Here is a 26144-nt window from a genome sequence, read left to right on the forward strand (position 1 = left end):
CTTGGCCCGTTTGACTCGTGTTAAACTGTCGATAACTCCCTGATCTCAGCCCCAGCTCCCATTTCGGCGCAATGCAGCCTGCCAATTGCGGCGGCTGCAGAGAAGGTACACTCATGGCCGCTCAGCATCCCGTCACAAACAAGACGCACCGCCTTAAGGAGCGTCCGCCGTTCGAGCGCATCGCGCTGTTGTTACAAGGCGGAGGGGCGCTTGGTTCGTATCAGGCGGGTGTCTACCAGGCTTTGGCGGAAGCCAACCTGCATCCGGACTGGGTCGCGGGCATCTCCATCGGCGCTATCAACAGTGCCTTGATCGCCGGCAATCCGCCCGAAAGGCGGGTGGAGGCGCTCCGCAGCTTCTGGGAGACGATAACGGCCCCGGCTCTCGGGATCCCCGCGCTGTTTTCGGCCATGCTGGGCGCGATTGGATTCAAGGGTGATTTCGCGCATGGCCTGCTCAATCAGGCACACGCCTTCGCCGTCCTCATGGACGGCGCGTCAGGCTTCTTCACGCCGCGTCCGGTGCCGCCCTTCTTTTCCGCCGCCGGCAGCATCGAGGCCGAAAGCTTCTACGACGTCGCACCGTTGAAGGCGACGCTGGAGCGGCTGGTGGACTTCGACCGCATCAACGCCGGAGCCATGCGTTTCAGCGTCGGCGCCGTCAATGTGCGCACCGGAAATTTCGAGTATTTCGACACCACGACCCACGATATCCGCCCCGAACACATCATGGCGAGCGGCGCGTTGCCGCCAGGCTTCCCGGCTGCGAGGATCGACGGCGAATATTACTGGGACGGCGGCCTGGTCTCCAACACACCCCTGCAATGGGTGCTCGATAACTCCCCGCGCGAGGACACGCTAGCCTTTCAAGTCGACCTCTGGAGCGCGCGGGGCGAAATGCCGCGTGACCTCCTCGGCCTCGAACTGCGGCAGAAGGATATCCGCTTCTCCAGCCGCACCCGCGCGGCAACCGACCAGTTCAAGAGGCAGCAACGTCTGCGTCGCGCCCTTGGCCATCTGGTGGAACTCATCCCGCATGAGGCCCTGCTGCAAGCCGATCCGGAGATCAAGCTTCTCGTCGATCAGGCCGACGAGAAGGTCTACAACATCGTCCAGCTCATATACCGGGCCAAGAACTACGAAGGCAGCTCGAAGGATTACGAGTTCTCCCGCCTGACCATGGAGGAACACTGGACCTCCGGCTACAACGACGCCGTTCGAACACTGCGCCACCGCGAGGTGCTGCGGCGACCCGACACGCCCGACGGCGTGGCCACTTTCGACTTCGAATGAGATTTCAACAAAGAGAAGAGCACGACCATGAAGATCGCCGCCGTCCGCGAAAATGCCTTCGCCATGCCGCTCAACAATCCGGCCTATCCGAGGCCGCCCTACAAGTTCTACAACCGCGAATTTGTCGTCATCAACTACCGGACGGATCCGGAGGCCTTGCGCACCGTCGTGCCGGAGCCGCTGGAAGTGATTGGCGACACCGTCGCCTATGAATTCATCCGCATGCCCGATTCCACAGGTTTTGGCGACTACACGGAGACTGGACAGGTCATTCCGGTGCGCTTCACCACGCCATCCGGCAAGGTGCAGGAAGGCAGCTATGTGCATGCCATGTATCTCGACGACAACTCGCCGATTGCCGGCGGGCGCGAGATCTGGGGCTTTCCGAAGAAGCTGGCAACGCCGAAGCTGTCGCACGAGCAGGAGACGCTCGTCGGAACGCTGCACTACGGCCCGGTTCTCTGCGCGACGGCGACCATGGGCTACAAGCATCGCGAGCTCCCCCTGGAGCCGCTGGCAATGGCGATGGCGAAGCCCGCCTTCATGCTGAAGGTCATCCCGCACGTCGACGGCTCTCCCCGGATTTGCGAACTCGTGCGCTACTATCTCGAGGATGTGACGCTGAAGGGCGCATGGGCCGGGCCGGCGGCCCTGCAATTGTTCGAACACGCGATGTGCGACGTCGCGCGGCTACCCGTGCGCGAGGTCACGTCGGCCAGCCATTACATCGCCGACCTGACGCTCGGTCTCGGTGAGGTCGTATTCGACTATCTCCAAAACGACTGATCCCCTGCAACTGAAAGGAATTATCCATGTCTCGATTTGATGGAAGAGTGGCGGTCATCACCGGAGCCGCGAGCGGCATCGGCAAGGAGATCGCGCTTCGCTTCGCCGCCGAAGGCGGCATTCCCGTGATTGCCGACCTCAATCTCGACGCCGCGAATGCAACGGCGGCCGAGATCAAGGGCAAGGGCGGCGATGCTTTTGCCGTGGCGATGAACGTCACCGACGAGGAGCAGGTGGAAAAGGCCGTTGGCGAGGTGATCGCCACGTTCGGCAAGGTCGACGTGCTGGTCAGCAATGCCGGCATCCAGTTCGTCAAGCCGCTGGTCGACTTTCCCTTCGAGGACTGGAAAAAGCTGCTTTCGATCCATCTCGACGGCGCCTTTCTGACGACCAGGGCTTGCCTCAAACACATGTATGCCGCCAATTACGGCCGCGTCGTCTACATGGGTTCCGTGCACTCCAAGGAAGCCTCGAAGCTGAAGGCGCCCTACGTCACCGCCAAGCATGGCCTCATCGGATTGGCCAAGGTGCTGGCCAAGGAAGGGGCCGAGCACAACGTCACGGCCAACGTCGTCTGCCCCGGCTTCGTGCGCACGCCGCTGGTCGACAAGCAGATCCCTGAGCAGGCGCGGGAGCTCGGCATCAGCGAGGAGCAGGTGGTCAAGTCGGTGATGCTCAAGGACACGGTCGACGGCGAGTTCACCAGCACCGACGACGTGGCCGACGCTGTTCTCTATTTCGCGGCGGCCAGGTCCAATGCAGTGACCGGCCAATCGCTGGTCGTCAGCCATGGCTGGTTCATGCAGTAGGATCCATAGCGCACATCCGGACGGCACCCTTTGCGGTGCCGTCCGGATGCAGGTTAGCTTTGTCGCTCGGCCCGACTGCGTGGATCCCGGTGCGATTTCAGCACACTGCTCGCCGAGCGCTCACATGATCATCGCCTGCGCCGCCGCGTGAGGCGCGTCAGCTCGTTTTGGCAGGAGGTTTCTTTGGACGCACAAATCTCGGCTCTGATGGGGCTCGCCGGCGTGGCCATAGGCAGCTTGACCTCGTTCGCCGCCACTTGGCTGACACACGAATCTGGGTTGAAAGCCAAGCATCGCGAGGTTGAGGTTGCCAAGCGAGAGAAGCTCTTTTCAGATTTCATTGCCGAAGCGACGCGGCTTTTTGGAGATGCACTGAGCAATCAGAAGGACGACGTATCCGACCTCGTACTCCTGTACGCACTGGTCGCCCAAATGCGTCTAATTTCATCCCGTCCGGTTGTGGATGCGGCCGAACGGACTATGGATTATATCATCGAAGCCTACCTTGCACCTAATCGCTCCCTGCACGAGATCGCTGACCTCGCCCGTTCCGGCGCGATGAACTTTCTTTTCGATTTCAGTGAGGCATGCCGAATGGAGTTGGTGGCAGGACGGCCGCCTACCCAATGATTGACGAAGCAAAGCCTGTGGAGTTTCGCCAGTAGCACTGCAATGTCGGAGGGCGCCTGCTCGGCCATGGCGGACGATGATGTCAAGCCGCTACAAATAGCTGTAACCTAGTAAAAGGAAATTCCGTCATGCTGGAGAACAAAGTTAATCGCCAGATAATAATCTGGACAACAATCATCGTGGCTTTTTTAGCTCACTTGTTAAATCAACTCTTTGATCTCGCTCCTCGGAACGTGCAGCCCTTTCTGGTTCGGCCAGGAGAAGCGGAAACAGAGAGCCGATTGTTGAAGAAGAGTGTTCTGACCACCCGTTTCTCGCCGGTCGAGGTGACGAGTTTTCCCATGGATCACCGCAAGTCCGGATTCACTAGAGCGAGCCTCGGCGTTCAAGTCGAGGGACATTTTCATTCCGGATCTTCATATCGATACGCTGAAGGTAAAAAGCCGGAATTTTCACTAAGGAATCCAGCGCGATTGCTCTGCTTGATAGAGAATTCGGCGAACGTTCGAGCGCTGTTGCAATTGACACGACACGTACCAACGGCCCCGGGGCGTACTTCAAATTGGCAAACACAGCAATTCGCTTCGGACTTCCAAGATTTTGCTTCGGGCTGCTAAAGCTATCTTGCAAGTAGGTCGTCAGGATCACAGGTTACGCCGCCAATTGCCGGGTGTCGCGCCGACGATAGTTGAAAACACGCGCGTGAAATGGCTTTGATCCGCGAAGCCACAGGCGATCGCCACTTCGGCAAGCGGCGTATTCGAGGTCCGCAGCAGGTCGCGGGCACGGTCTATTCGTTCGCTGAGGAGCCATTTATAGGGCGTCATGCCGGTCGTCTCACGAAAGGCGCGAATGAAATAGCCGCGAGACAGATCGCAAGCCTGCGCAACCTCCGAAATCGAAATGTCGCCGTCGAGATTTTCGAGAAGCAGACTTTCGCCAGATGCTCTTGCGAGCGCGACAGGCTTCGTGGTCGGGTGGAAGTCGCGATTGGCCGGCCGCCATAGCGGTGGACCAAATAGGTGCCGACGGCGGTCGCCATCTGGTCGATGAATTGCGCGCTTGCCTCCTCGGGTTTTTCGAGTGCCGGGATCAGTGCGCGAGCGAGATTGGCAAGCACGATATCCTTCGAACCGGTTTCGGCTGCGAGCGACGTCACACCGGTAAGTTCCGCCTCGTCGGCGATCCTGACGAAGGACGCCGGTGAAATTTCGAACAGCAGGAAATCGAAAGGATCGATGAGATCTGCTTTGTAGGCTTCCGAGAGATCGCGGACATAGATCGAGTTTTCCGTGAAATCGTGGGTGGTCGCATGATGTTGATGAAAGATGCGCCGCCTGTGCCCACCAAGCGAGACGCCGACGACATAACCGCGATCGCTGGCTGGCGTTGTGACCTACGCGAGTTGCATATCCCTTGTTCCCTTGCGGAAAAACTTGATATCCGCCCCGGTAAGAGTTTGGTCAGTGTACAATTTATTGGACGGGCATCTGAAGATGTCGCTTGTCTTCTCAGCGGAGGATTTCGTCTGACCAGTGGGTGTGGAAACCAAGACGGACCCTTTCTCTATGGATTGTCGCTTGTGATCCATTTGAACACTAATGTTCAAGAAAAAATATTCTAAACGCTATAGAAACCTTTAAGGCAGGTTCTGGGCAGTACAGCTTCTAGTTTCCAGAGAATTTCGACGTTGTCCTAGAAGCTATAGCAACTGGTCGACGCGAATTGATCCGCCTCCATCGTGCCGGTGAGATCGATGATGAGACGTTGCGCGAACTCGAGCGCGACCTCGACCTGGAGGAACTGAGCGCGATTTCTGCGAAGGCATGAGTACATTTGCGGACGGGCGAGGCGATATCTTTCTGGCAGTCACGGGACTTCATTAATCGGCACATTGCAACGGTAAAGGACACACGAGAACTGGCACGGTGAGCAGTGGCATTGGCGGGGCAAGCGTTAGAAAGCGCGGTCGCGCAAGCCTATACCCAAGTATGGTAGGGGCCGTCGCGTCTTTCCGCTATGTCGAAGGAAGGCCCCTGCGGGGAGGTCGGAGTGGAGCGTCTACGCGGCGCGGCTGCCGCTAGTTGGCAGCTTAGCCTCGAGACGATCCTCGCAAAGCAGCCAAGCCAATCTGGCCACAGGAGAAGCGTTAGTGCATACGGCATTGGTGATTGGTAGCGGCATAGCAATGCTCTTTCTCTTCCTCCTCCTCAGTAAACTTTGGGGTGGCGTTGATCCAGATTTTGCCTTTGCGGCGAAAGCCTTCGTAGCCGTTTGGTTCCTCGTTTCCGTCACGAACCTGTGGGTCGGAGTGACGAGGGCCGGTTACTCAGTAGCGGATGAGCTTCCAATTTTTTGTCTGGTGTTCGCCGTGCCCACTTTGATCGCTTGTTTTACTATTTGGCGCTCGCTATAGGGCGACCATGCCATGTCGTTTTGCGATCAAAAGGGTTGTTCTTCAGCGAAATCAGCTAGCTCAAGGCTATCGGTACCGCCGGGTATAAACGCTAACATTGCGGCGGCAAGCAGCAGCCAAGTTGGGAGGCTGGCGGGATGCGCGGAGGTTTCCTCCGCGCGATCTTGGTCGTCACGGTCTGCTTGCGATCAGCACATGCCACCATTCGCACGAACGGTCTGACCATTGACCCATCCACCATGAGGACCGGCGAGGAACGATACGACATGGGCGATGTCATCCGGCTGACCGAGGCGTTCAAGTGGGTTCATCTTAGCCATACGATCGATCGTTTCGGGGCTCTTGCCTTCAAGGAACAATTCCGTCGCGACTGGCCCCGGTGCAACCGCGTTTACTGTGATACCGCGGCCGCGCATCTCCTGAGCGAGAATCTGGGTAATCGCTTCAACAGCGGCTTTGGTAGCGCAGTAGATGCCGTAAGTCGGCAGGCGTACCCCGATGACACTGGTCGTGATATTGATGATGCGGCCTCCGTCACGGAGACGACGCGCGGCTTCACGGCAAGCGTTGAAAGTGCCTTTGACGTTGATCGCCATCGACTGATCGAAGGTCTTGTCGTCGTATTCGGCGATCTTGGCGAGCTTGAGGATACCTGCGCTGTTGATGACCACGTCTACCCCTCCAAAGGCCTTCTCGGTTTCGTCGAACATTGCGATGACCGCAGCAGGGTCGGCAACGTCGGCCTGCACGACTATCGCCTCACCACCAGCTTTGATGATCTTCTCGGCGACGTCACGGGCCGGACCTTCGTTGCCCGCATAGTTGATCACAATCTTAAAGCCATCACGCGCCAAGTGAAGCGCCAGTTCGGCACCGATGCCGCGCGATGAACCAGTGATGAGTGCTACTTTTCCATTCTTGGTCATGATCTTGTCCCGTATGTTCAGCACCGCACCGTTCGGCGGCAAGGACAAGCTAGGCTTTTGAGGCCGATAAAAATAATGCATAGTGATCAATCAAACCATGACAGAAAGTATGCCTATGTCTTTTGATAGCCGGTTGCTGAGCGGTATCGGAGTTCTTTCCGCCGTGATCGAGGCAGGGAGCTTTGCACGTGCTGGCGATGCGATGGGATTGACGCAGCCAGCGGTTAGCCGCGCGGTGCAGCGCCTAGAGGACCGTGTCGGCATACGGATTTTCAATCGCACAGCCCGGGCAATCTCGCTGACGGACGAGGGGCGGAGGTTCTACGAAGCAGTCGCTCCTCACCTTGCCGCCATCGAGGAGGCGGCCGTTGTGGCTGGAGGTGCGAAGGCTGCGGTCCGAGGCAAGCTTCGCGTAAACGTAGATGGCACGTTTGGCCACTTCGTCCTATCACCCAAGATCGGCGAGTTCCTCGAACGTCACCCCGACCTTTCGGTTGAGATCAATGTCCGGGACCGAATGGGTGACCTAGTTGCCGATGGGTTTGACGTGGCGATCCGCTTTGGCATCCCAGAGGTTTCATCTCTCAAAGCGCGGTTGCTCCTGGAAACCCGGGTCCTGACCTGCGCTTCCGAGTCATACGTGAAGCGACACGGCACTCCGCAAGGCCCTCAAGATCTAATCCACGGCCACCAGTGCGTTCTCATCCGGGATCCAGCCACCGGTCGACCATTTGAGTGGGGGTTTCAACGAGGAAAAGACATTGTTCCCGTCATTCCTGCTGGCCAACTGATCGTCAATGACACCGGCTCGCTCTTGGCTGCCTGCCTTGGTGGTCAAGGCATCGCGCAGCTACTGGAAGTCTACGCGAGGGACTACCTTGGAGAAGGAAAACTCGTCCACATTCTACCTGATTGGTCCGATGAGACATTCCCGCTCTATGCTTATCACCACGCCTCCAATCTCATGTCCGCGAAGGTCCGGGCATTCTTGGATTTTGTGAAAGAACTTACGTCATGACGCACTGCGTCGTGCGGATGATCAGCTGCTAGAGGCGGGCACGAGCGCGTTCGTCCAACTTCCGTAAAACCAAATGCTGGGAGGTTCTACACCTACGTATAGTTATGCGGGGCAGGGGGTCCCTTATGCTGAAAACGGCTTCTGAAACGGCCGCGTCTGTTCTTGGTCAGAGCCCAAGGATGCTCGATTTCTTTTACGAAAGGACCCACCATGAATCGTCTGAGATACCTGTTCGCCGGAGTTGCTTGCTTTCTTCCGGTGACCGTAAGTTCTATTGCGTCAGCGGCCGAGGCTGCTAACGAGCCTTACCGTCAGCCGGCATGCGTTGGCCATGTCACACCAGCGACCCCGGACGTGGCCAAAGACCCGGATCTTGCCCCGGCCGTTCGCGATTTCCTCGTGAAGCTCAACAAGAACGCGTCGCCATTCTGGGAGCTGCCGCAGCCCAAGCCTCAGGACATTCTCACGCAAATTCAGGACCAGACGCCAGTCGACATGGCAGGCGTTACCACGACCGAGGTTCCGATTACGATCGACGGCCGTGAAGTCAACCTGTTTGTTATGAAGCCGATTAACCCGGCCCCTAACCCGGGTGTAATTCTGTTCCTGCACGGCGGCGTGTGGATTGTTGGCAATTTCGAGAATCACAAGCGCCTGCTTCGCGACATCGTCGTTCAGTCTGGTCAGCCGGCAGTTTTCCTTCAGTACACCACACTTCCAGAAGCGCGCTATCCTGTCCAAATCGACCAGGCATACGCAACGCTTGATTGGGTCACCAAACACGTAAGCGAAATCGGCGGCGATCCAAGCCGTATCGCGGTCGTCGGCAACTCTGTCGGTGGCGACATGACCGCTGCGCTGTCCCTGATGGCAAAGGACAAAAAGGGACCAAAGATCAGCTACCAGGTTCTGCTGTGGCCTGCGACCGATGCAAGCGTCGATACCTGCTCCTATCTCGAGTATGCGAACGATCGCTTCCTGAGCCGAGACTTCATGAAGTACGGTTGGGAGCGCTATGCGCCAACCGAAGCCGAGCGCAACAACCCCTATGTTTCGCCGCTTCGTGCAAGCCTCGACCATCTCAAGGACCTTCCGCCGGCTCTTGTGATTACGGATCAGAACGACGTTCTCCGCGACGAAGGTGAGGCATATGGACGCCGCCTTCAGGACGCTGGCGTTCCGACTGTCTCAACGCGCTATGAAGGAACCATCCATGACTTCGGCCTGCTGAACGCTCTTGCAGATCTCCCGACGACAAAGACGATGATCAGCGAAGTCGCGAACGGTATCCGCGAGCACATTGGCAACTAACCGACTAGAATGCGCGGCGAACAGTCGTCGCGCATTCTTGCTACTTTGGCTGACGCTTAGTTAGCCTACTGCTGTTTTTCAATGTTTATGATGTATTAAATCACTGTAATACATTATCTACCGCAATGAAAATGTAATGAACCTTTAATTTGCAAATATAGCATCACCGATTCATATCTAATCCACGCGATGAGTTCCGGCTTCACGCGGTTTGAGCAACTCTTCTCAGCATTGATACCGTGACGAATATTATCAAAAGCCGCCGCTCGGCGGCACTCCTAGGCGCAGCAATCGTTGTTGGCGCAGCCTCTTTCCCTCTCGCTTACGAAACATCTTCTGCAACCGCCGCCCCCGCGAGTGCATCGATAGTCGGCGCTACCGCCAACAACTCCTTCTCCTCCATCGTTGATGCAGACAAGCCTGCCGTCGTCACTATTGTAACGACAATGAAAGGAGCAGCTGAGAACGAGCAAAACGATGCCCCGCAGATGCAGGAGCAGTTCAAGGGCATCCCTGTTCCTCATTAAGCTCCGGACCGGCAGTCGGGCGAACGTGCGCAGGCGCTTGGATCCGGCTTCATCGTCAGCCCGGATGGCTATATCGTCACGAACAACCACGTGATCGCAAACGCCACCGACATTAAGGTCACTCTGGACGACGGAACAGAGCTGCCCGGCAAGCTCGTTGGCGCGGATCCCAAGGCCGATCTCGCCGTCGTCAAGGTAGACGCGAAAAAGGAACTTCCGACTGTAGCGTGGGGTGACTCCGACAAACTTCGACTGGGCGATCAAGTCCTTGCCATCGGCAACCCATTTGGGATCGGCACTACCGTCACGGCCGGTATCGTATCCGCTCGCGGCAGGGATCTGCACAGCGGTCCATATGACGACTTCATCCAGATCGATGCCCCCATCAATCATGGGAACTCCGGTGGGCCGCTTGTAGACGGTGACGGTAAGGTCGTCGGGATCAATACCAGCCACTTACCTAAATGTGGAATCGTTTGAATGATCATTAGCAATGTCCGTTACAACGTCGGTTGTCGGGGGTATTGCCGATGCTGGAGATTTTTGCGGAAGACCCAAAGCGGCTTCGACTTGCCCTTGCGGACTTGCACTTCGAATAGTCGCCAAACGCGAAGAATTGGGGATCGGGCCTGCTTTCGGCAGTGAAGTGCGATGACAACTACGCGCAAATTGCGGGCGCGTCCTTGCCCACAGTAGATGACCGGGTTGGGCCGCAGGCGGACCTTTCATCCGCGCCGGATTCTTATCCCGGCAGCGAACGGTGTGCCGACTGGGTCTTCGGTCCGGGTGGCAACGTCGTCGAGCGGTCGCAACGGCCGAGCTTTGCACCAACCATCTGGAAGCGCCTTAGCTGTTCTTCCGGGGGCGTCCGCCTTTGGCACCGTTGGCACGGCTTGCCTCTACCTTGGCCGTTGAACGGGATTGACCGCCTCGGCGCTGCGCATCCATGAACTTCGCAGTGCCGAATATGCCGTTCATCAACCCGGCGATGGTAAAATCCAGGTCCAGGCTTTCCCAATGCAGGCCGGTCTCGCCGAGAAGCTCGACCTCCGCCAACTGCGCAACGGTTGCATTCTCCAGGCCCTGCATCGATCGGGCAGGCACCATGAACGCAGCACCGTTGGTGAAATCCACGACGATGCGACCGGATGCCTCATCGAAACGGGCTGATGCCGGGATGGGCGCGCGGGCACGTTCTGCCTCCCCCTTCACGGTAGCTTCTCGGTAGTGACGATCTTCAAAGACAACTTCACCCATGGATGCTCTCCCATTTTTCGATGAACAGGCGCTTGTTCGCCTGAACAATGGCAACGGCTACGCTCAAATCCCGCTTCTTCATTCCCCGGTTTGATATCACGGTGAGATCGAGGATATTGATGCGGGCTTCCCCATGTCCATAGACATGGGTGTGCGCCGGTTCGTGGTCATCCGTGTAAATGACAAATCGCATTCCTGCTTCGCGGAGAACGGTGACCATGCTCCAAAATAACCTAACAACTTGGGTTTTTCAAGAGGCGTAAGGCGCTCGACTGCCAGCTTTCGAATGCGAAAAGGCACCGACGAAACTTTGCGGTGATGTGGAACCGCCCCACAAATCGATTCCACATTTGAGTAAGTGGCTGGGGGATCAATACGGCGATCTATTCGCCGAACGGCGGCAGTGTCGGCGTCGGTTTCGCCATTCCCGCAGACGAAGCCAAGATGATTGTCGCCAAGCTACAGAAGGACGGCTCCATCGATCACGGCTACCTGGGAGTCCAGATCCAACCGGTGTCGCAGGATGTCGCTGACGCGATCGGTTTGGCAAAGCCCGCCGGCGCGCTTGTCGCAGACGTGACTAAAGGGTCGCCAGCTGCCCGTGCCGGTGTCGAGCAAGGCGACGCGATTACCGCTGTCGGAGAGAAGACAGTCTCCACTCCCAAGGACCTGTCGCGCCTCGTCGCGGATCTTTCGCCTGGAGACAAGCAGACCATTACGGTCTGGCGTGACGGAAAGAGCATCGATCTCAAGGTGGCTATCGGCGGAAGCGACGACGGTAAGCCGGAGAAGGCATCGTTCAAAGACGGCGGCAAGGCAGTCCCGGCCGGTCCGCGGATTGGGGTGTCGCTCGGCGACCTGACGCCACAGGCCCGTGAACGGATTGGTGTCTCAGAAGATGTGGAAGGTGCCGTAATCGCGGAGATCGCACCTGACAAGCCTGCGGCCGAGGCCGGGCTCAAGGCCGGAGATATCATCTTGTCGGTCAACGGCAAGGCGGTACACGATGCCAGTGAAGCCAAGTCCGCGGTTGCGACCGCGGCGAAGGACGAGAAGAAGTCAGTGCTGCTGCTGATCCAGCGCCGCGAAAACAAGACCTTCGTGGCTGTGCCGTTCGCGGCAGCATAACTGGCAAGCTGGGGCCGGCGTACGCACCTACGCCGGCCCTTTTTCCGATGAGCTATACACTGAGTGCCGTTAGCCGATCTGTTGTCGGAAAGCTAAACGGGCACTTTGCTCATTCGCTCCGGGCCGGCGTGCTCCATCCCCGAGGAATCCATACGGCGGAAGACGTTGTCGCTGCGATCGCCAGTAGGATCGCCGCGAACTGATCGACTCTCACAGTGTCAAATCCCTCGACATAGCCCAAAACGAAGCTGGCGCAGGTCAGGACGACGCAGACGAGACCGACCTACGTGACGATCCCTCTGTGAAAAATCCTTGTCGACAGGACGATAATCGGAATGTAGAGGACCGTGATGACGGAATCGAATGGGCCGAGGATGTCCAAAAGGAAGACGATGGCGAGACAAATTGGCACAAGGGCCAATGGTAAGTTCTTGCGCAGTTGTTCAAGTTGCATTTAGGAATCTCCGACGATCAAGTGTAGGAACCGTTCGAGTAGGTGTCATAAGGCGAGGCAGCGTTTGCATAGCTGGCCAAATCTTTTTGTTGAAGAATGTGACGCGCAGTGCTTTTCCGCCACGCTTTAGGCGTCGATCCAAAGTGCCTACGAAACAGCCGGCAGAGGTGTGCCTGATCCGCAAGGCCACAATCAATCGCTATATCGCAAAGAGGACGATCGGTTACCCGTAGCAGTTCCTTCGCCCGCCCCATGCGAGATCTGAGGACGTACTGGTAGGGGGATTGATTGAACGCTGTCTTGAACGCAGCCGCGAAATGGCTGCTACTCAACCGCACAACCCGGGCGAGGTCATCAATGGTGATGTGACTGGAAAGGTTCGCGCCAATAAAATCCACCACCCGTTTTCGCTGCCAGGGTGCCAACGTTCCGCGCTTGCGGGCCTTCTGAATTGGGTCTGCATTCGGGCGGGTGCAATCCGGGATGTAGGCGACAAAGGTCTCAGGGCTACGAGAATTTTCTAGATACGATATCAAGGGCTTGCCTCGGTCTATTTAAGTCATCCGAGTTTGCACACGCGTAGCCACGAGATCGATTAAACCAACGTCTTCTTCCTTTGGACCTTGGTATAGGAGCTTACGCCCGGATTTGATCAGAGCACGGCTCGGGGTCGGAAGGCCAGCGTCCAACTGATTTAAGTCGTCGCCCAAGATAATGTAGAGATGCGGCACTGTCTCGCGCCGCATTGATCAGTTAGCCGGCCGTCCGGCAATCACCCCTTGATGAAGGCAAGTAGGTCGGGATTGATGACATCGGCGTGAACGGTAAGCATCCCGTGTGGATAGCCATCATAGATCTTGAGGACGCTTCCCTTGATCAGCTCGTGCTGAAGCAGGCTGGCGTCCTTGTAGGGCACAACTTGATCATCGCTGCCTTGGGTGACGAGCGTAGGCACATGAATCGCCTTGAGATCATCCGTCTGGTCGGTCTCTGAGAAGGCCTTGATACCCTCATATTGGGCCTGAGCGCTTCCCATCATACCCTGCCGCCACCAATTGTTGATGATGCCCTGAGAAACCTGCGCGCCGGGACGGTTGAAGCCATAGAACGGCCCTGCCGGAACGTCGATGTAGAATTGCGCACGATTGGCGGCAAGCGCTTCGCGGTATCCATTGAACACCTCGATTGGAGTGCCATCCGGGTTGCTGGGTGTCTTGAGCATAAGAGGGGGGACGGCGCTCACCAAAATCGCCTTTGCAACTCGGCCCTGCGGCTGCCCATATCGAGCAACGTAGCGAGCAACTTCTCCGCCGCCGGTCGAGTGACCAATGTGGATCGCATTCCGCAAACTCAGATGTTCTACGACGGCCGAGGCATCTGAAGCATAGTGGTCCATATCGTTGCCATAGCTGACCTGCGTTGAGCGACCATGGCCGCGGCGATCGTGAGCAACAACGCGATACCCCTTGCTCAGAAAATACAGCATTTGGTTATCCCAATCGTCAGCTGAAAGCGGCCAGCCGTGATGGAAGTGGATCGGCTGAGCGTCTTTCGGACCCCAATCCTTATAGAAGATTTCGATCCCATCTTTGGTCCTGACAAACTCCCCGCCCAAAATGCTGGATCCGATCGATTGGTTATGGTGTCGCTTTTTTTCTGCGGCTACTGCGGGGGCGGCTACCGCTGCGAGCGAGGCAGCTGCTCCGCCGACAAGCGCCTGCCGGCGAGAAAGTGGAAGTTTGATTTCATTCTGCATTGGTTAAAACTCCTTTGGAACCCAACGGCGCATTCATTGCGTCCCCACGATAGGTGCCTTGGCAGAGCCAGGATTGTTCATTTCTTGGATTTTGGACTTGGAGTTTGCGCTTTTGGAGCGGCGTAACCGCCAAATAATCATGCGGTCGTCATACTCGGTGACGACCGCATGATTACCTTTGCCTTTTCACTCGATCGGAGTGGTACTTTATGACGCGCTGGGCCCAGGAGCGTTCGGTGCCGCACGCTCGTCGGCACCCTTACGCGCACAAAACAATCTCAGCCGCTCGAGGTAGAGATAGACCACCGGCGTGGTGTAAAGTGTCATTACTTGACTGATCAGCAAACCGCCCACGATAGCGTAGCCAAGTGGCTGGCGCAGCTCAGACCCAGTCCCGTGGCCAATCATCAGGGGAATACCGGCGAGCAACGCGGCAGCGGTCGTCATGATGATCGGGCGGAAGCGCAGAAGACAAGCCTGTCGGATGGCATCCTCCGGAGAGAGTCCCGACTGGCGTTGCGCTTCGATGGCAAAATCGACGATCATGATCCCGTTCTTCTTCACGATGCCGATGAGTAGGATCACGCCGATGAGCGCGATTACCGTGAAGTCAAAACCAAATACCCAAAGCATCGCGAGCGCGCCCAGTCCTGCGGAAGGAAGGGTCGACAAAATCGTCAGCGGGTGGAAATAGCTCTCGTAGAGAACGCCCAGGATCAAGTAGATGACGATGATGGCGGCAAGGACCAGAAGGGGTTCTGTGGCGAGCGACGACTGATAAGCCTGCGCGTTACCTTGGAAGGTCCCAACGACCGTTGCGGGTTTGTTCATTTCGTCCTCGGCCTTTGTGATGGCTGCAACCGCTTGACTGAGAGCGGCCCCCTTCGAGAGATTGAAGGACAGCGTTACCGACGGAAACTGGCTTTGGTGGTTAACGGCGAGGGGGGCATCTGGCTCGGTCGTTTGCTTAACCAGCAGATTTAGCGGAACTTGCTCCCCGGTGAGCGGAGACTTGAGGTAAAGATCATTTATGGCGGCTGGCGAATGCTGAAACTCCGGAGCGACCTCTAGTACCACATGGTAGCTATTCAGATCGCTGAAGTACTGGGTGACTTGCCGTTGGCCGAATGCGTCATCCAGCGTGTTGTCTATCACCTGAGGCGGGATGCCAAAACGCGACGCCTGATCGCGGTCGATCTCGAGTGTTACCGTAGCTCCGCCATTCTGCTGATCAGTAGCAACATCAGCTAGTTCCGGGAGCGTCTTGAACTTAGCCAAGAGCTTGTTCGCCCATTCGTTCAATTCAGTAGGATTACCGTCCTGCAAAGTGTATTGGAATTGCGTCGCCGAGCTTCGCCCGCCAACGTTGATGTCCTGAGCAGGCTGGAGGAACAGCTGCGCACCTTCCAGCTGCGCAAGCTTGGGACGTAGCCTCTCGATAACCCCCATCGCCGAGGCGTCCCGGTTGTCGAGGGGCTTGAGCGTGATGAACATCCGGCTCACGTTGACAGTGGAACCAGCACCCCCGCCAACTTGCATGCCGACGCTCGCGACAGCTGGATCACTTTGGACAATACGGTCCGCTTCGAGCTGAAGGCGGGACATCTTTTTGAATGAAATGTCTTGTGAGGCTTCAAGGACGCCGGTGATTAGGCCGGTGTCTTGGGTAGGGAAAAAGCCTTTGGGAATCTGGATGAAGACGAATGCAGTTGCCCCGAGGGATGCAAGAAAGATTAGGAAGGTAATCCTGTGAAAGCGAAGCGCCGCATCCAGCGAACGATGGTAAGCCGACAACATACGGTCAAATCCCCGCTCGAAGAACATGTAGAGCCGCCCATGACCGGCCTTGTCCTCCCGCTTGAGAAACCGCGAACTCATCATCGGCGTGATAGTCAGCGAGATAAGAGCTGACACCACGATCGTCATGGTGACCGTGATCGCGAACTCCCGGAAGAGTTCTCCGACGATGCCCCCCATGAGCAGCAGTGGGATGAAGACGGCAATGAGCGATATACTGATCGAAATGATGGTGAAGCCGATCTCACTAGCGCCGTCAAGCGCTGCCTGAAGCGGTGATTTTCCCATCTCCATGTGCCGCTGTATGTTTTCGATCATCACAATGGCATCATCGACAACAAATCCAACCGCGATGCTCAAGCCCATGAGCGAGAGGTTGTCTAAGCTGAACCCTGCGGCATACATCAAAGCAAGGGTCGTCATGAGCGCGAGCGGTACCGTCACGCTCGGAATAACCGTGGCCCAAAAACTCCTAAGGAAAATGAAGATCACCGTGACAACCAAGACGATCGTGATCATTAGCGTCGTCTCGACGTCGAGGACCGAAGCTCGGATGGTGACCGTCCTGTCGCTTAGAACCGCCAAATGGATGTCTGCCGGGGCCAACACTTGAAGTTTGGGCAACACGTCCTTGATCTGATCGACCGTGTCGATAACGTTCGCGCCCGGGAGCTTGAAGACCGCGAGCAAGATCGCCGGCTTGCCGTTTGACCACGCTGCAAGTTGCGTATTCTCAGCTGCGTCGATCGCACTTCCAATATCTCGGATACGAACCGGTGCGCCGTTTCTATAAGCAACAATCGCATCGTTCCAAGGAGCCGCTTGAAGTATCTGATCGTTATCGTAGACCGTGTAGGTTCGCTCGTTTCCTTGAATGCTTCCCTTTGGAGCATCCGTAGTCAGCGTAGTAACCGCGCTGCGGATATCTTCCATTCCGAGGCCAAGCTCGGCAATCTTGTGAGGTTCGATTTGCAGGCGCACGGCGGGCTTCTGTTGGCCGAAGACTAATACCTGCGAAACACCGTTCAGCTGACTGATGTGCTGCGAAAGGATATTTTCGGAGAAATCGTCTACCTGCGTCAACGGCGCAGTATCCGAGGTCAGGGCGAGCACCATCACAGGAGGGTCGGCGGGGTTAACCTTGCGATACGTTGGCGGCGATGGCAAGCCCGTCGGCAACTGACCGCCGGCGGCATTGATAGCGGTCTGCACGTCTTGTGCGGCACTATCAACGTTGCGAGACAGATCGAACTGAAGGGTGATAGAGCTATTTCCAAGCGTACTACTGGACGTCATCTGTGTAACGCCAGGGATCTGCCCAAACTGCCGCTCTAGAGGCTGGGTTACCGACGACGCCATCGTTTTGGGATCGGCTCCCGGAAGCTGAGTGGAGACCTGTATCGTCGGAAAGTCGACTTGAGGAAGGGGAGCCACAGGCAACAACGGATATGCCGCCACGCCCACAGCGAATAGTCCGACCATAAAGAGCGACGTCGCGATAGGTCTTTGAACGAACCAAGAGCTGATCGACATTGGCTAATTCACCTTAGCTGGGGGAGCTGTGACCGCTTGAGTCTGCGACGGCGCGACTCTCGTGCCCTCTTGCAGTCGATATTGGCCTTGAGTGACGACGGTATCCGAAGCCGCCAGACCGCCGGTGATTGCTGCCTTGCCGTCTTCGATTGGCCCTGGGGTGACACGGCGAACCGAGACAGTGCTGTCGGGATTGACCACATAGACGTAAAAGCCGTCAGCTCCACGCTCTAGCGCAGCCGACGGCACGGTCAACGAACCCTTCAACGTTCGTTCCCGGAGCCTGAGTGTCACGAATTGCCCCGGCCATAAGGCGTTGTCCGTGTTCTGGAACTCCGATTTGATGCGCATCGTTCCGCTCGACTGATCGATCTCATTATCGATTAGAGAGAGGGTGCCGGTGGAGAGTTTGGTTGACTTGTCGCTACTGAGCGCGATGACTTCCACCGGTCCCTTCTCGAGTGCAGATCGAACGGAGGCTAGGTCTTCTTCACGAAGGGTCGAAATTACAGATATCGGCTGCACCTGGGTGACAACCACTATTCCACCGGAGTCAGTGGTTTGGATCTGGTTTCCTGCATCGATCAACCGGATGCCCGTGCGCCCGTCGATCGCCGAAGTAACTTGGGTATACGAAAGAGAGACATCCGCAGCAACCTTTGCCGCATTGTCTTGGGCTAGCTGAGCGATAAGCTGATTCACCTGGCTCTGTTGAGCTTCCAGGGTTTCTTCAGTGGTAATCCCCTGAGCGGTCAGCCGCTGATCTTTGCCAAGCAGAAACTTCGCATTCGCAAGGTTGGCCTCATCTTGTTGTATCTTGGCCACCGCTTGATCGACGACGGCCTGGTATGGCCTTGGATCGATCACCGCGAGCAGGTCTCCCTTCTTCACGTTCTGCCCCTCGGTGAAGTTGACGCTCTGTAGCTGCCCATCGACGCGAGCTTTCACGGTGATGGTATTGAAGGCTTGAACAGCACCCAGGCCGTCCAAATAGACCGGAATATCGGCAACAACAGGCTTCGCAACTTGAACCGGCACAGCGATTGACGGCGCTACGGACGCGTCCGCGGCAAAGGATGTCTCTGCAATTGAAGCACAGACGGCGACGCCATAGAAAAACCCCAAGCAGCTCGACCTGAGCGATGATTGCCAGGAAATCCTCTGCGGAACGTTCAGCATTCAACTCTCCGTCGACCAATAACTTCCGGAGATGTTAATCTTGGCCGTGCGAACCGGAAGCTATACCGAGGTCTAGTTGGGATCGAACGAAGGCTTAGGTTCCCGCCTTCATTCCGGAGCAACCGCTCGCGTAAACCACAAGATTCAAAGCCTCCAATACAGCAAATGACGGCCCGATCGGCAACGTGTAGTCCCGTTGACCCGAAGTCATCTACCGCTGCTATCAACGTCAGGGATGGAGAGGAGGTCTTAGCCGGGAAGCGCCACGAGCGGTCATCCAACAGCAGAAACTTGAGGTGCCCTTTCAAGGCCTCCCGTCAGTGAACTCAACCAGGTCCCAGAGATTTCCGTAGAGGTCTTTGAAGACAGCGACCAAACCGTAATCGGCTTCGTCTGGTTCACGCGCGAACTCCACCCCGCGATCAACAAGCAACCGACAATCCCGCCAAAGGTCGTCGGTCCTCAGAAATAGCAAGATGCGCCCTCCAGCCTGATTGCCGATTCATTGGGCCTGATGATCGTTGGAAGCGCGGGCAAGTAGGACTGATCACCCCTTACTTCCACTTGGACCAACAACCACCCAACGCTTTTCCTGCTCCGGGTGATAAGTATCTTCGATCAGATCAAAGCCTAGCTTCCCGACGAAGAACGAAATTGCTTCATCGTAGTCTCGGACGACCAGCGCAATATGAGCGAGAACCTGCGGCATGAACCACTCCTCGGTACAACACCGACGACGGAGCGACAGTCACCACATCGGGGAAGCGAAAAGAGGAGACATCGAGCGGTAGGAAGCCGCGACCCAATTGGTCGCGGCTGGCCATTTGTTTATACAATGTCTTGCAGCTGCGCCTCTCCGTTGTGCAGAAAGCACGCCTTGCTAAAAAGGCCTAGATCGACGAAATTTGGAAGGCGAACGTCATCAATGTCAGGAAGTCGTTTGCCTTCCGCCTCAAACGACCTGTCTATCTGCGAAATGAATCCCAGAACGACACCAGTCCCTCGTGCAAACTTACCCAGAGCTTGTAGCTGCTCGGAGAGCATTGGTTTGCTCCGCTGCTGGTCAAGCAGTTGAAGGTAGTCAATGACCGCGACTGTGCCAGGTTCTAGTCCCGACATGTGCTGGATGATGTAGTCGGCGCTGATCTGATCAGATGTGAAAATCTGAACGCGGTCAGCAATATCTCCTGGCACCTCCAGCGATCTTAGGTGCTTCCGCACCTGTTGTTCCGTAAACTCTAACGTAAACATCAAGGCTTTGCGACCGTTGCGAGCTGCGTCGATCAGTAGTCGAAGACCGAGCTTGGTCTTGCCGTGTCCGGGTCGCCCTGCAAGTAGCAGTAGGTCCCCATCTTCGAGACGCGCCAGGATTGTTTCGGAAAGGGACCCCGACGACATACTGGCTGAAAGCAAGCTCCACTTCGAAAAGCCCTCGGTTCGAGCGATTTGGTCTAAAGCCTCATTCAGAGAAACATCGTTGTTCCGTGCCATCAGCTTGGCCCGTCGTTTGAGCTGATATATCGGTGCAGAAAGCTTCATCAAAAACCTCCATTGCGAGCGGAACCGCAACCCCTCCTAATGCGATGCTCGAACAGATGGTTCGCTGAATTTGCGTCACCCTACATGTACGATGCTTTCCCGAAAGGAGGGGGGAGGCTTAGGTCGAGCCTGTGCTTGAACAATTAGCGAGTTGCGCGATTCGCAGCAAGGATGATGGCCGGTTTTGGCGGGCTCAAGGGATGAACGCGCCGCTCGGCTGGGCGTATCCCACCGGTCGGCGAGATAACCGAGAACACAGATGGCGATCCTCGATTAAAAACCGGCCGATCGACTTCATAGACTTGCCAGTCTGCCAGCGGTCCCAGACTTCCGATCGCTGAGCAGCAAAAAGATACAGTCGACTGCGACGCTTCATGTGCATACTCCTCTTTAGCAAAAAGAATAGTGTGTTGCGCACGCCAAACAATTTTGCCAGCGGCTATCACAAGGGTTTTGCTATGTGCTCACTCAGCAGCGGCGTGCTCAAGATCGGAATAAATAGGAAGGCGCATCCGGAAGATCGCTCCACCGTCGATGTGGTTATCTGCATCTAGCGTGCCTCCTCGAGCCTCGAGCATCGTACGGCAGATGGACAGCCCCATACCCATCCCGGCACTTTTGGTCGTGTAGAATGGCGTGAACAGCTTTTCCTTCGCAGCTTCGGTGAGGCCAGGCCCCGTGTCATGTACAGCGACAGCGACATGGTCATTATCGGCGTATTCGGTTGCAATCCGAACGACTCTCGTTGACGACCTGTGCTCGTCCATCGCCTGTATGGCATTGGTCACCAAGTTTATCAGGATTTGCTGAAGCTCGATCTTGACTGCAGGGATTGCCGGGATGGGCTGGAGATCGTCGAGGTCAACCGCCGCGTTGCTGCGTTGAAGATCATGCTCCATCAGAACGATGGTTTCCTCGACCAACTTGGTGAGGTCGATATCTTCAGTCTTCCCGCTTAGGGGTGTCAGCAAGTTACGTGCATTCTGTATTATGTCGCTCGCACGGCTACTGTCACGGATCAACCTCTCAGCGGACCGCCTGACGGCCGGGAGATCGGGCGGGCTGCGGTCGAGCCACCGGAGCAGCGTTTGGGAATTGACACTGATAGCACCGAGTGGCTGATTAAGTTCGTGTGCGAGTGACGCGGACAACACTCCAACAGCCGCTGCTTTGGAGGCTTTGGTAAGCTCTCCCTGGGCTTCAGCCAAGGCCTTCAAAGTCAACTCACGTTGGGTAACATCAACCATCGTAACAACGATGCGTCTAAAGGCAGCGGGGTTTTCGGGAAAGCTAATACTGAGGAGAACGCGCTTTTCTTCACCTTCATCGGTTTTCGCGTCAGCTTTGCTCTCAAAAATACGGCGTCCGTCTAAGATCGCTTGCAAAATGCCCATGAATGTCTCCTCGCCGGATACTATGGACTGATGCAGCGCACCGACGGTCGCCGAAGTGGTGCCCAATATCTCTCTCGCCGCCTCGTTCGAGGCCACGACACCTATCAGCCCTGCACAATGCGCGATAAATGACGGGTTTTCGCGTGAATAACTCTTAATGTCGACCACGCCTTGGTCCTTTAGGGACATAAGGTACTCGTAGAGTCTGGAGTAGTCCCGCTCCCAAAGTGCGACCCGGGTGCTGTCGAATATAGAGCGGTATCGGGCTTCACTATCCCTTAGCGCGGAGTTCATTGACGTCAGTGCAGTACGTGCTCTCTCGGTCTTGAGAAGAAGAGCAGTGGTGACGAACAGCGTGGATAGGGCGACGATCAGTCGAAGGGTGGACTGCACGTCGCCGTTTTCCCCATGGGTCATTCCGAACGACAGGACTGTCAGACCAACGCAACCTGCTGCGACTGAGACTAGGCCGGAGGGGCCCGCCACCTGTGCCATAAGCAGAAGGCTTACCACATACAGAACAGCCACCGCCCCCTCGATATCAGTGTAGGTATCGACATAGAAAATGCATGCAGAGAGGAGGATCGCGGCAGTAACGAACAGCACGCACTGCACGTGGTCGCGGAAAGCGGTCTCGGATCTTGTGTCTTTCAATGGACCACGCCCCTATAGAATAGACTGACCCTAGGAGCGGGCCGCCGCCAGGTCGTTCCCAACTGGTTCGGATTTCGTTCCATTAGGCGAGGAGTACTCTTACAGAGGTACTTTCGCGTATCGCACAGGAGTAGGCGCAAAGATCATGGGCACGAATAGCGAGATTGTCTGCATCTGCCCGCTGGAGACCAGGAAGGCGAACACGCAGCTCTACTTCAATGCCGTAGCCGTCGCCCTTCGTACCAAAGGCCACAGTTGCCTCAGCCTGGGCATCGCTCGGAAGTGCGACCCCCTCTTTGGAAGAGACCAAACGCAGCATCGTCAGGAAGGAAGCCGCGTGGCAGGCGGCAAAGAGCTGCTCCGCGGTTGCACCGCGACCGTTAGTACCTCCCAACTCAACGGGCGTTGACAGGTCCAACTGGAGATTGCCGCACGGAGTGACGATCTGCGTACGCCTTCCAGCGACCGCTGTGGCTTGCGTTGTGTAGAGCATTTTTTCGATTTGCATAAACATCCAGATCCTCTTCCACGACAGTATCATAGCCGAACGCACTGTACCGTCGCTCCCAAACGGTTCCATTTTGGTTCTCAGTTGCGCAGGCACTCTTCCATGTTTCAGCCGGTTTGGCTAAATGGAGCCCAGATGGCCTCGTCCCCGACGGCATCATGAGAAAGTTTTGATGAAGGCCTTTTCAACGTTCCAGCTCGACATCGCTAATCAGTGCCTTTGGTCCGTTGCGAATGGTCCTGAGGAGCGAGTCTTGCTGGCCCCCAAGGCTTTCACGCTTCTTGCCTTTCTTGTCGAGCACGCAGGTCGCTTGGTTAGGCATGAAGACATTCTTGATGCCGTCTGGGCTAAGACGGTCGTCGAACCTCAAGCGGTGAAGAAGCACATTGCCACGCTTCGCGGGGCGCTGGGCGACGATCCAAAAAATCCTCGATACATCGAGACCACGGCAAAGCGTGGATATCGCTTCATCGCTCCCGTCTTCGAGATGGACCGGCAGCAAGTCGCTACAAATCGAGGTGCCTCGAGCGCTATCGTGGGACGAAATAGCGCTTTGGCGGAGCTTCACCAGTCTTGGCAGCATGCTTCCCAAGGTTCGGCTCAGATCGTTTTCGTCACCGGGGAACCCGGGATCGGCAAGACTGCCTTGGCGGAGGAGTTTAGAAGGCAGATTGCGGCTTCTGACTTGTCGGCTGTGATTTCCCAGGGGCAGTGCGTAGAGGGATTCGGGAGCAAAGAGCCCTATGGTTCACTTCTCGATGCCCTGGGCCGACTATGTCGCGGCGCGCACGGCGAGATGGTCGTCGAAGCGTTGAGGTCCAATGCTCCAACTTGGCTATCCCAGCTTCCAAGCGCTCTGAGCGCAGAGCAACGAGTGGCTTTGCAGCGCGAAATCATGGGCGCGACCCGCGAGCGAATGTTGAGGGAGATCGCGGACGCTCTTGCAGCGATGGCTACCAAGAACACCGTGCTGCTTGTTCTCGAGGACGCGCAGTGGATAGATGGTTCTACAGCTGACCTAATTTCCTATCTCGCTCGCCGTCGCCAACCCGTCCGGCTCATGCTGCTTCTGACCAGCCGCGACTTGCGCGCCGAGGGAGCCGACCATCCGATCAAAGCTCTGCTTCCAGACTTGCTCATCCATCGTCTCTGCTCCGAGGTGACGTTGGAGCCACTCAATGAGGGAGACATCGAGTCCTACCTGAAAGCGCAGGCAGACAGTGCTGACGTGCCGGCCGGGTTGGCCGAACTCCTGCGTCGTCACTCGGAGGGCAATCCTCTGTTCATGGTGGCCACGCTAGAGGACCTCAAGAAGCGACAGATTGTGTCTCTCACAGGCGGACAATGGCATCTCCATATCTCCCTCGAGCAGCTGGAATTCGAAATTCCCGCCGATCTGCGCCTAATGATCCAGACGTCGATCGAGCAGCTCCCTTCGCGCGAGATCGACGCCTTGGAGTACGCCAGTGTGGTCGGCCTGTCCTTCTCCGCTGCCAACGTCGAACCATCCGCTGCCGACGCACGGAGCCTCGATGATCTTTACGAGGGACTAATAAAGCGTCACCGGTTGATAAAATGGGTGGTCACTCTGACATATCCCGACGGCACCCGTTCCGAGATTTATGAGTTTGCGCATGCCGTGCATCGCCAGGTTCTGTACGAGCGGCTGACGCCTGGCCGGCGCGCAACAATTCACGGCATGGTCGGGGAACGGCTGGAAGCGCTTTACGCGCCCAAGATCGATGACGTTGCCCCCGAGCTTGCATTTCATTTCGAGCAGGCGCGAGATTGGTCCAAATGTGTCTTCTATCTGAAACTATCTGCTGACATTGCCGGCCGTCGCCGCGCACACTCGGAGGCCGCAAGGATGCTTGTGCGCGCGATGGAACTTCTTCCGCGAGTTCCAGGCGGCGCACTCAGCGATACGGAAGCGCAGCTGCTTACTGCGCTGGCGGCGCACCGAATGGCCGCCTTCGACCCAGAAGCTATCGGGACATATGAGGTCTTGGCGGCAAGAGCAGCGGAATCAAACCTGGTCGATATCCAGGTGAGGGCTCTCCTAGACCTTTCGTTTTATCTCTCGCTCGTTAGCGGGCCACGGTGCCTGGAGACTATTGGCCGTGTCTTGCAGTTGAGCCAACAGCAGCCGCCACAGCTCCGTCAGCGTACCCGGGCGACATGCGCCCTGCGCCGGCTATTTGCCACAGGTTGGAATGAGAGCGATGCCAGGGAATTCCATCGGAACTATGATTTTGATACTGCGCAGGGCATCGTGCCTGCCTTTACCGACCTAGTTGACATGAGCATGGTATGCTGGCTTTCCGGTCGATATCGTGAAGGCCTTCAACTGGCGTTGGACGTTCGGAAGCGAATGTTTGAGCCCGACGTCGTTCCCGATCTGGCTGACTTCGAAATGGCGGGCGCTCTTGCGGCTGCAAATCGGCTTTTCCTCGGCCAATGGGAAGATGCGATTGATGGACTTCTGGACGAGATGCAGCTCGCCCGGAAGAACGAAAATACCCACCGCACGATGTGGGCTTACTGCACTCTCGCCTGGGTCCACCTGCATACCTTGGACTACGAGGGCGTTCTCCAGATCTGTTCGGCTGTAGCCGGATCATTTCCAGATTCCGATCTCGCGTCGGAGAAGATATCCGAAATTCCCGCTTTGCGTCACGCTGCATGGATTTGTGCGGGTTCCGCTGCCGCTGAAATTGGACAGTTGGAGCTTGCCAGGAAGCTGTTGCTTGCGGCTGAGTCGGAGATGGATACCTCGCCGGTAATCATTGATTGGTACTGGCGTATGCAGCTCGAACTGGGAAAGTGCCGCCTCCTTTTGTCCGAAAACAGCCTTGAAGCCGCCCAGGCTACCGCGGCCCGCTTGCTTATGATCGCGAACTCTACAGAGGAAAAGACCTGGCAGGGTCTTGCACTTGATCAAGCAGCGCGGGTTGCGATTGCAAAAGGGGACCAGGACGGTGCGCTAGCCCTCGCAACGAAGGCGCTTTCGGTAATCGAAAACTTTGAAGGACCGCTTGCAAGCTGGAGAGTTCACGCCACCATAGCTGAGATCCATCTGCTACTGGGAAATGACGACCTGTCACGAGAGCATAGAACTATCAGCGGGGGAATGGTGAACCAGCTCGCAGAGTCGCTTGGAAAACATCAGGACCTGCGTGAGATATTCGAGTCCAAGAGCCGCGGTAGGTCGTGATCTGCCGGCTGCATCT

General features: G+C 56.8%; 19 protein-coding genes and 4 pseudogenes. 11 read left to right on the plus strand and 12 right to left on the minus strand.

Annotation, left to right across the window (positions count from 1 at the left end):
• The first annotated feature begins 113 nt into the window (after positions 1-113).
• The 5 genes from QA644_RS24485 (at position 114) to QA644_RS24505 (ending at position 4134) form a co-directional block, all read left to right on the plus strand.
• Positions 114-1292 (plus strand): patatin-like phospholipase family protein, encoded by a 1179-nt coding sequence (locus tag QA644_RS24485; RefSeq protein WP_283073643.1) that lies wholly within the window; start codon positions 114-116, stop codon positions 1290-1292.
• Positions 1293-1319: 27 nt separating this feature from the next.
• The gene (locus QA644_RS24490) at positions 1320-2078 is read left to right on the plus strand and encodes an acetoacetate decarboxylase (RefSeq protein ID WP_283073644.1); all 759 of its coding nucleotides are present in this window, start codon (positions 1320-1322) and stop codon (positions 2076-2078) included.
• A gap of 26 nt (positions 2079-2104) precedes the next feature.
• A complete protein-coding gene (locus QA644_RS24495; RefSeq protein WP_283073645.1) occupies positions 2105-2887 on the plus strand; it encodes a 3-hydroxybutyrate dehydrogenase in 783 nt (260 codons plus the stop codon).
• A 183-nt stretch (positions 2888-3070) separates the two neighbouring features.
• Complete coding sequence (locus QA644_RS24500; RefSeq protein ID WP_283073646.1) at positions 3071-3517, plus strand: hypothetical protein; 447 nt, start codon at positions 3071-3073, stop codon at positions 3515-3517.
• Between the two features lie 128 nt (positions 3518-3645).
• The gene (locus QA644_RS24505) at positions 3646-4134 is read left to right on the plus strand and encodes a hypothetical protein (RefSeq protein ID WP_283073647.1); all 489 of its coding nucleotides are present in this window, start codon (positions 3646-3648) and stop codon (positions 4132-4134) included.
• Positions 4135-4161: 27 nt separating this feature from the next.
• Here QA644_RS24505 and QA644_RS24510 read toward each other — a convergent pair.
• Positions 4162-4991 (minus strand): annotated as a pseudogene (locus tag QA644_RS24510) (AraC family transcriptional regulator).
• 678 nt (positions 4992-5669) lie between these two features.
• Between QA644_RS24510 and QA644_RS24515 the strand changes: the two are divergent.
• Positions 5670-5933 carry a hypothetical protein gene (locus QA644_RS24515; RefSeq protein WP_283073648.1) on the plus strand — a complete coding sequence of 88 codons (264 nt, stop codon included), beginning with the start codon at positions 5670-5672 and terminating at the stop codon, positions 5931-5933.
• A 188-nt stretch (positions 5934-6121) separates the two neighbouring features.
• Here QA644_RS24515 and QA644_RS24520 read toward each other — a convergent pair whose 3' ends face one another.
• Entirely contained in the window at positions 6122-6859 is a 738-nt protein-coding gene (locus QA644_RS24520) for an SDR family oxidoreductase (RefSeq protein WP_283073649.1), read from the minus strand.
• 115 nt (positions 6860-6974) lie between these two features.
• On the opposite strand from QA644_RS24520, the gene QA644_RS24525 reads away from it, so the two are divergent.
• The 3 genes and pseudogenes from QA644_RS24525 to QA644_RS24535 all read left to right on the plus strand — a co-directional run.
• Positions 6975-7877, plus strand: coding sequence for a LysR family transcriptional regulator (locus tag QA644_RS24525; protein ID WP_283074015.1), 903 nt, complete (start codon positions 6975-6977; stop codon positions 7875-7877).
• Positions 7878-8087: 210 nt separating this feature from the next.
• The gene (locus tag QA644_RS24530; RefSeq protein ID WP_283073650.1) at positions 8088-9188 is read left to right on the plus strand and encodes an alpha/beta hydrolase; all 1101 of its coding nucleotides are present in this window, start codon (positions 8088-8090) and stop codon (positions 9186-9188) included.
• Positions 9189-9427: 239 nt separating this feature from the next.
• A pseudogene (locus QA644_RS24535) lies at positions 9428-10168 on the plus strand (trypsin-like peptidase domain-containing protein); the annotation flags it as partial.
• A gap of 393 nt (positions 10169-10561) precedes the next feature.
• Here the strand turns inward: QA644_RS24535 and QA644_RS24540 are convergent.
• Together QA644_RS24540 and QA644_RS24545 are read right to left on the minus strand one after the other, a co-directional pair.
• The gene (locus QA644_RS24540) at positions 10562-10972 is read right to left on the minus strand and encodes a DUF2442 domain-containing protein (protein ID WP_283073651.1); all 411 of its coding nucleotides are present in this window, start codon (positions 10970-10972) and stop codon (positions 10562-10564) included.
• A complete protein-coding gene (locus QA644_RS24545) occupies positions 10965-11192 on the minus strand; it encodes a DUF4160 domain-containing protein (RefSeq protein ID WP_283073652.1) in 228 nt (75 codons plus the stop codon). The genes QA644_RS24540 and QA644_RS24545 overlap by 8 nt, the downstream gene beginning before the upstream one ends.
• A 146-nt stretch (positions 11193-11338) precedes the next feature.
• On the opposite strand from QA644_RS24545, the pseudogene QA644_RS24550 reads away from it, so the two are divergent.
• Positions 11339-12100, plus strand: a pseudogene (locus QA644_RS24550) (PDZ domain-containing protein); the annotation flags it as partial.
• 283 nt (positions 12101-12383) lie between these two features.
• Here the strand turns inward: QA644_RS24550 and QA644_RS24555 are convergent.
• From QA644_RS24555 to QA644_RS24590, 8 genes and pseudogenes are all read right to left on the minus strand, one after another.
• A complete protein-coding gene (locus QA644_RS24555; protein WP_283073653.1) occupies positions 12384-12554 on the minus strand; it encodes a hypothetical protein in 171 nt (56 codons plus the stop codon).
• Positions 12555-13326: 772 nt separating this feature from the next.
• Positions 13327-14310, minus strand: a complete 984-nt coding sequence (locus QA644_RS24560) for an alpha/beta hydrolase (RefSeq protein WP_283073654.1) — start codon at positions 14308-14310, stop codon at positions 13327-13329.
• 207 nt (positions 14311-14517) lie between these two features.
• Entirely contained in the window at positions 14518-17640 is a 3123-nt protein-coding gene (locus QA644_RS24565; protein WP_283073655.1) for an efflux RND transporter permease subunit, read from the minus strand.
• 3 nt (positions 17641-17643) lie between these two features.
• Positions 17644-18819, minus strand: a complete 1176-nt coding sequence (locus QA644_RS24570) for an efflux RND transporter periplasmic adaptor subunit (RefSeq protein WP_283073656.1) — start codon at positions 18817-18819, stop codon at positions 17644-17646.
• Positions 18820-19123: 304 nt separating this feature from the next.
• Positions 19124-19528: pseudogene (locus tag QA644_RS24575) on the minus strand (VOC family protein).
• A gap of 119 nt (positions 19529-19647) precedes the next feature.
• On the minus strand, positions 19648-20358 hold the full coding sequence (locus QA644_RS24580; protein ID WP_283073657.1) for a DNA helicase: 711 nt from the start codon (positions 20356-20358) through the stop codon (positions 19648-19650).
• Positions 20359-20822: 464 nt separating this feature from the next.
• Entirely contained in the window at positions 20823-22406 is a 1584-nt protein-coding gene (locus QA644_RS24585; protein ID WP_283073658.1) for an ATP-binding protein, read from the minus strand.
• Positions 22407-22488: 82 nt separating this feature from the next.
• Positions 22489-22920 (minus strand): Ohr family peroxiredoxin, encoded by a 432-nt coding sequence (locus tag QA644_RS24590; protein WP_283073659.1) that lies wholly within the window; start codon positions 22918-22920, stop codon positions 22489-22491.
• Positions 22921-23167: 247 nt separating this feature from the next.
• On the opposite strand from QA644_RS24590, the gene QA644_RS24595 reads away from it, so the two are divergent.
• Positions 23168-26128, plus strand: a complete 2961-nt coding sequence (locus tag QA644_RS24595; protein WP_283073660.1) for an AAA family ATPase — start codon at positions 23168-23170, stop codon at positions 26126-26128.
• Positions 26129-26144 lie beyond the last annotated feature (16 nt).

This window comes from Rhizobium sp. CC1099 (assembly GCF_029714385.1).
GTDB lineage: Bacteria > Pseudomonadota > Alphaproteobacteria > Rhizobiales > Rhizobiaceae > Rhizobium.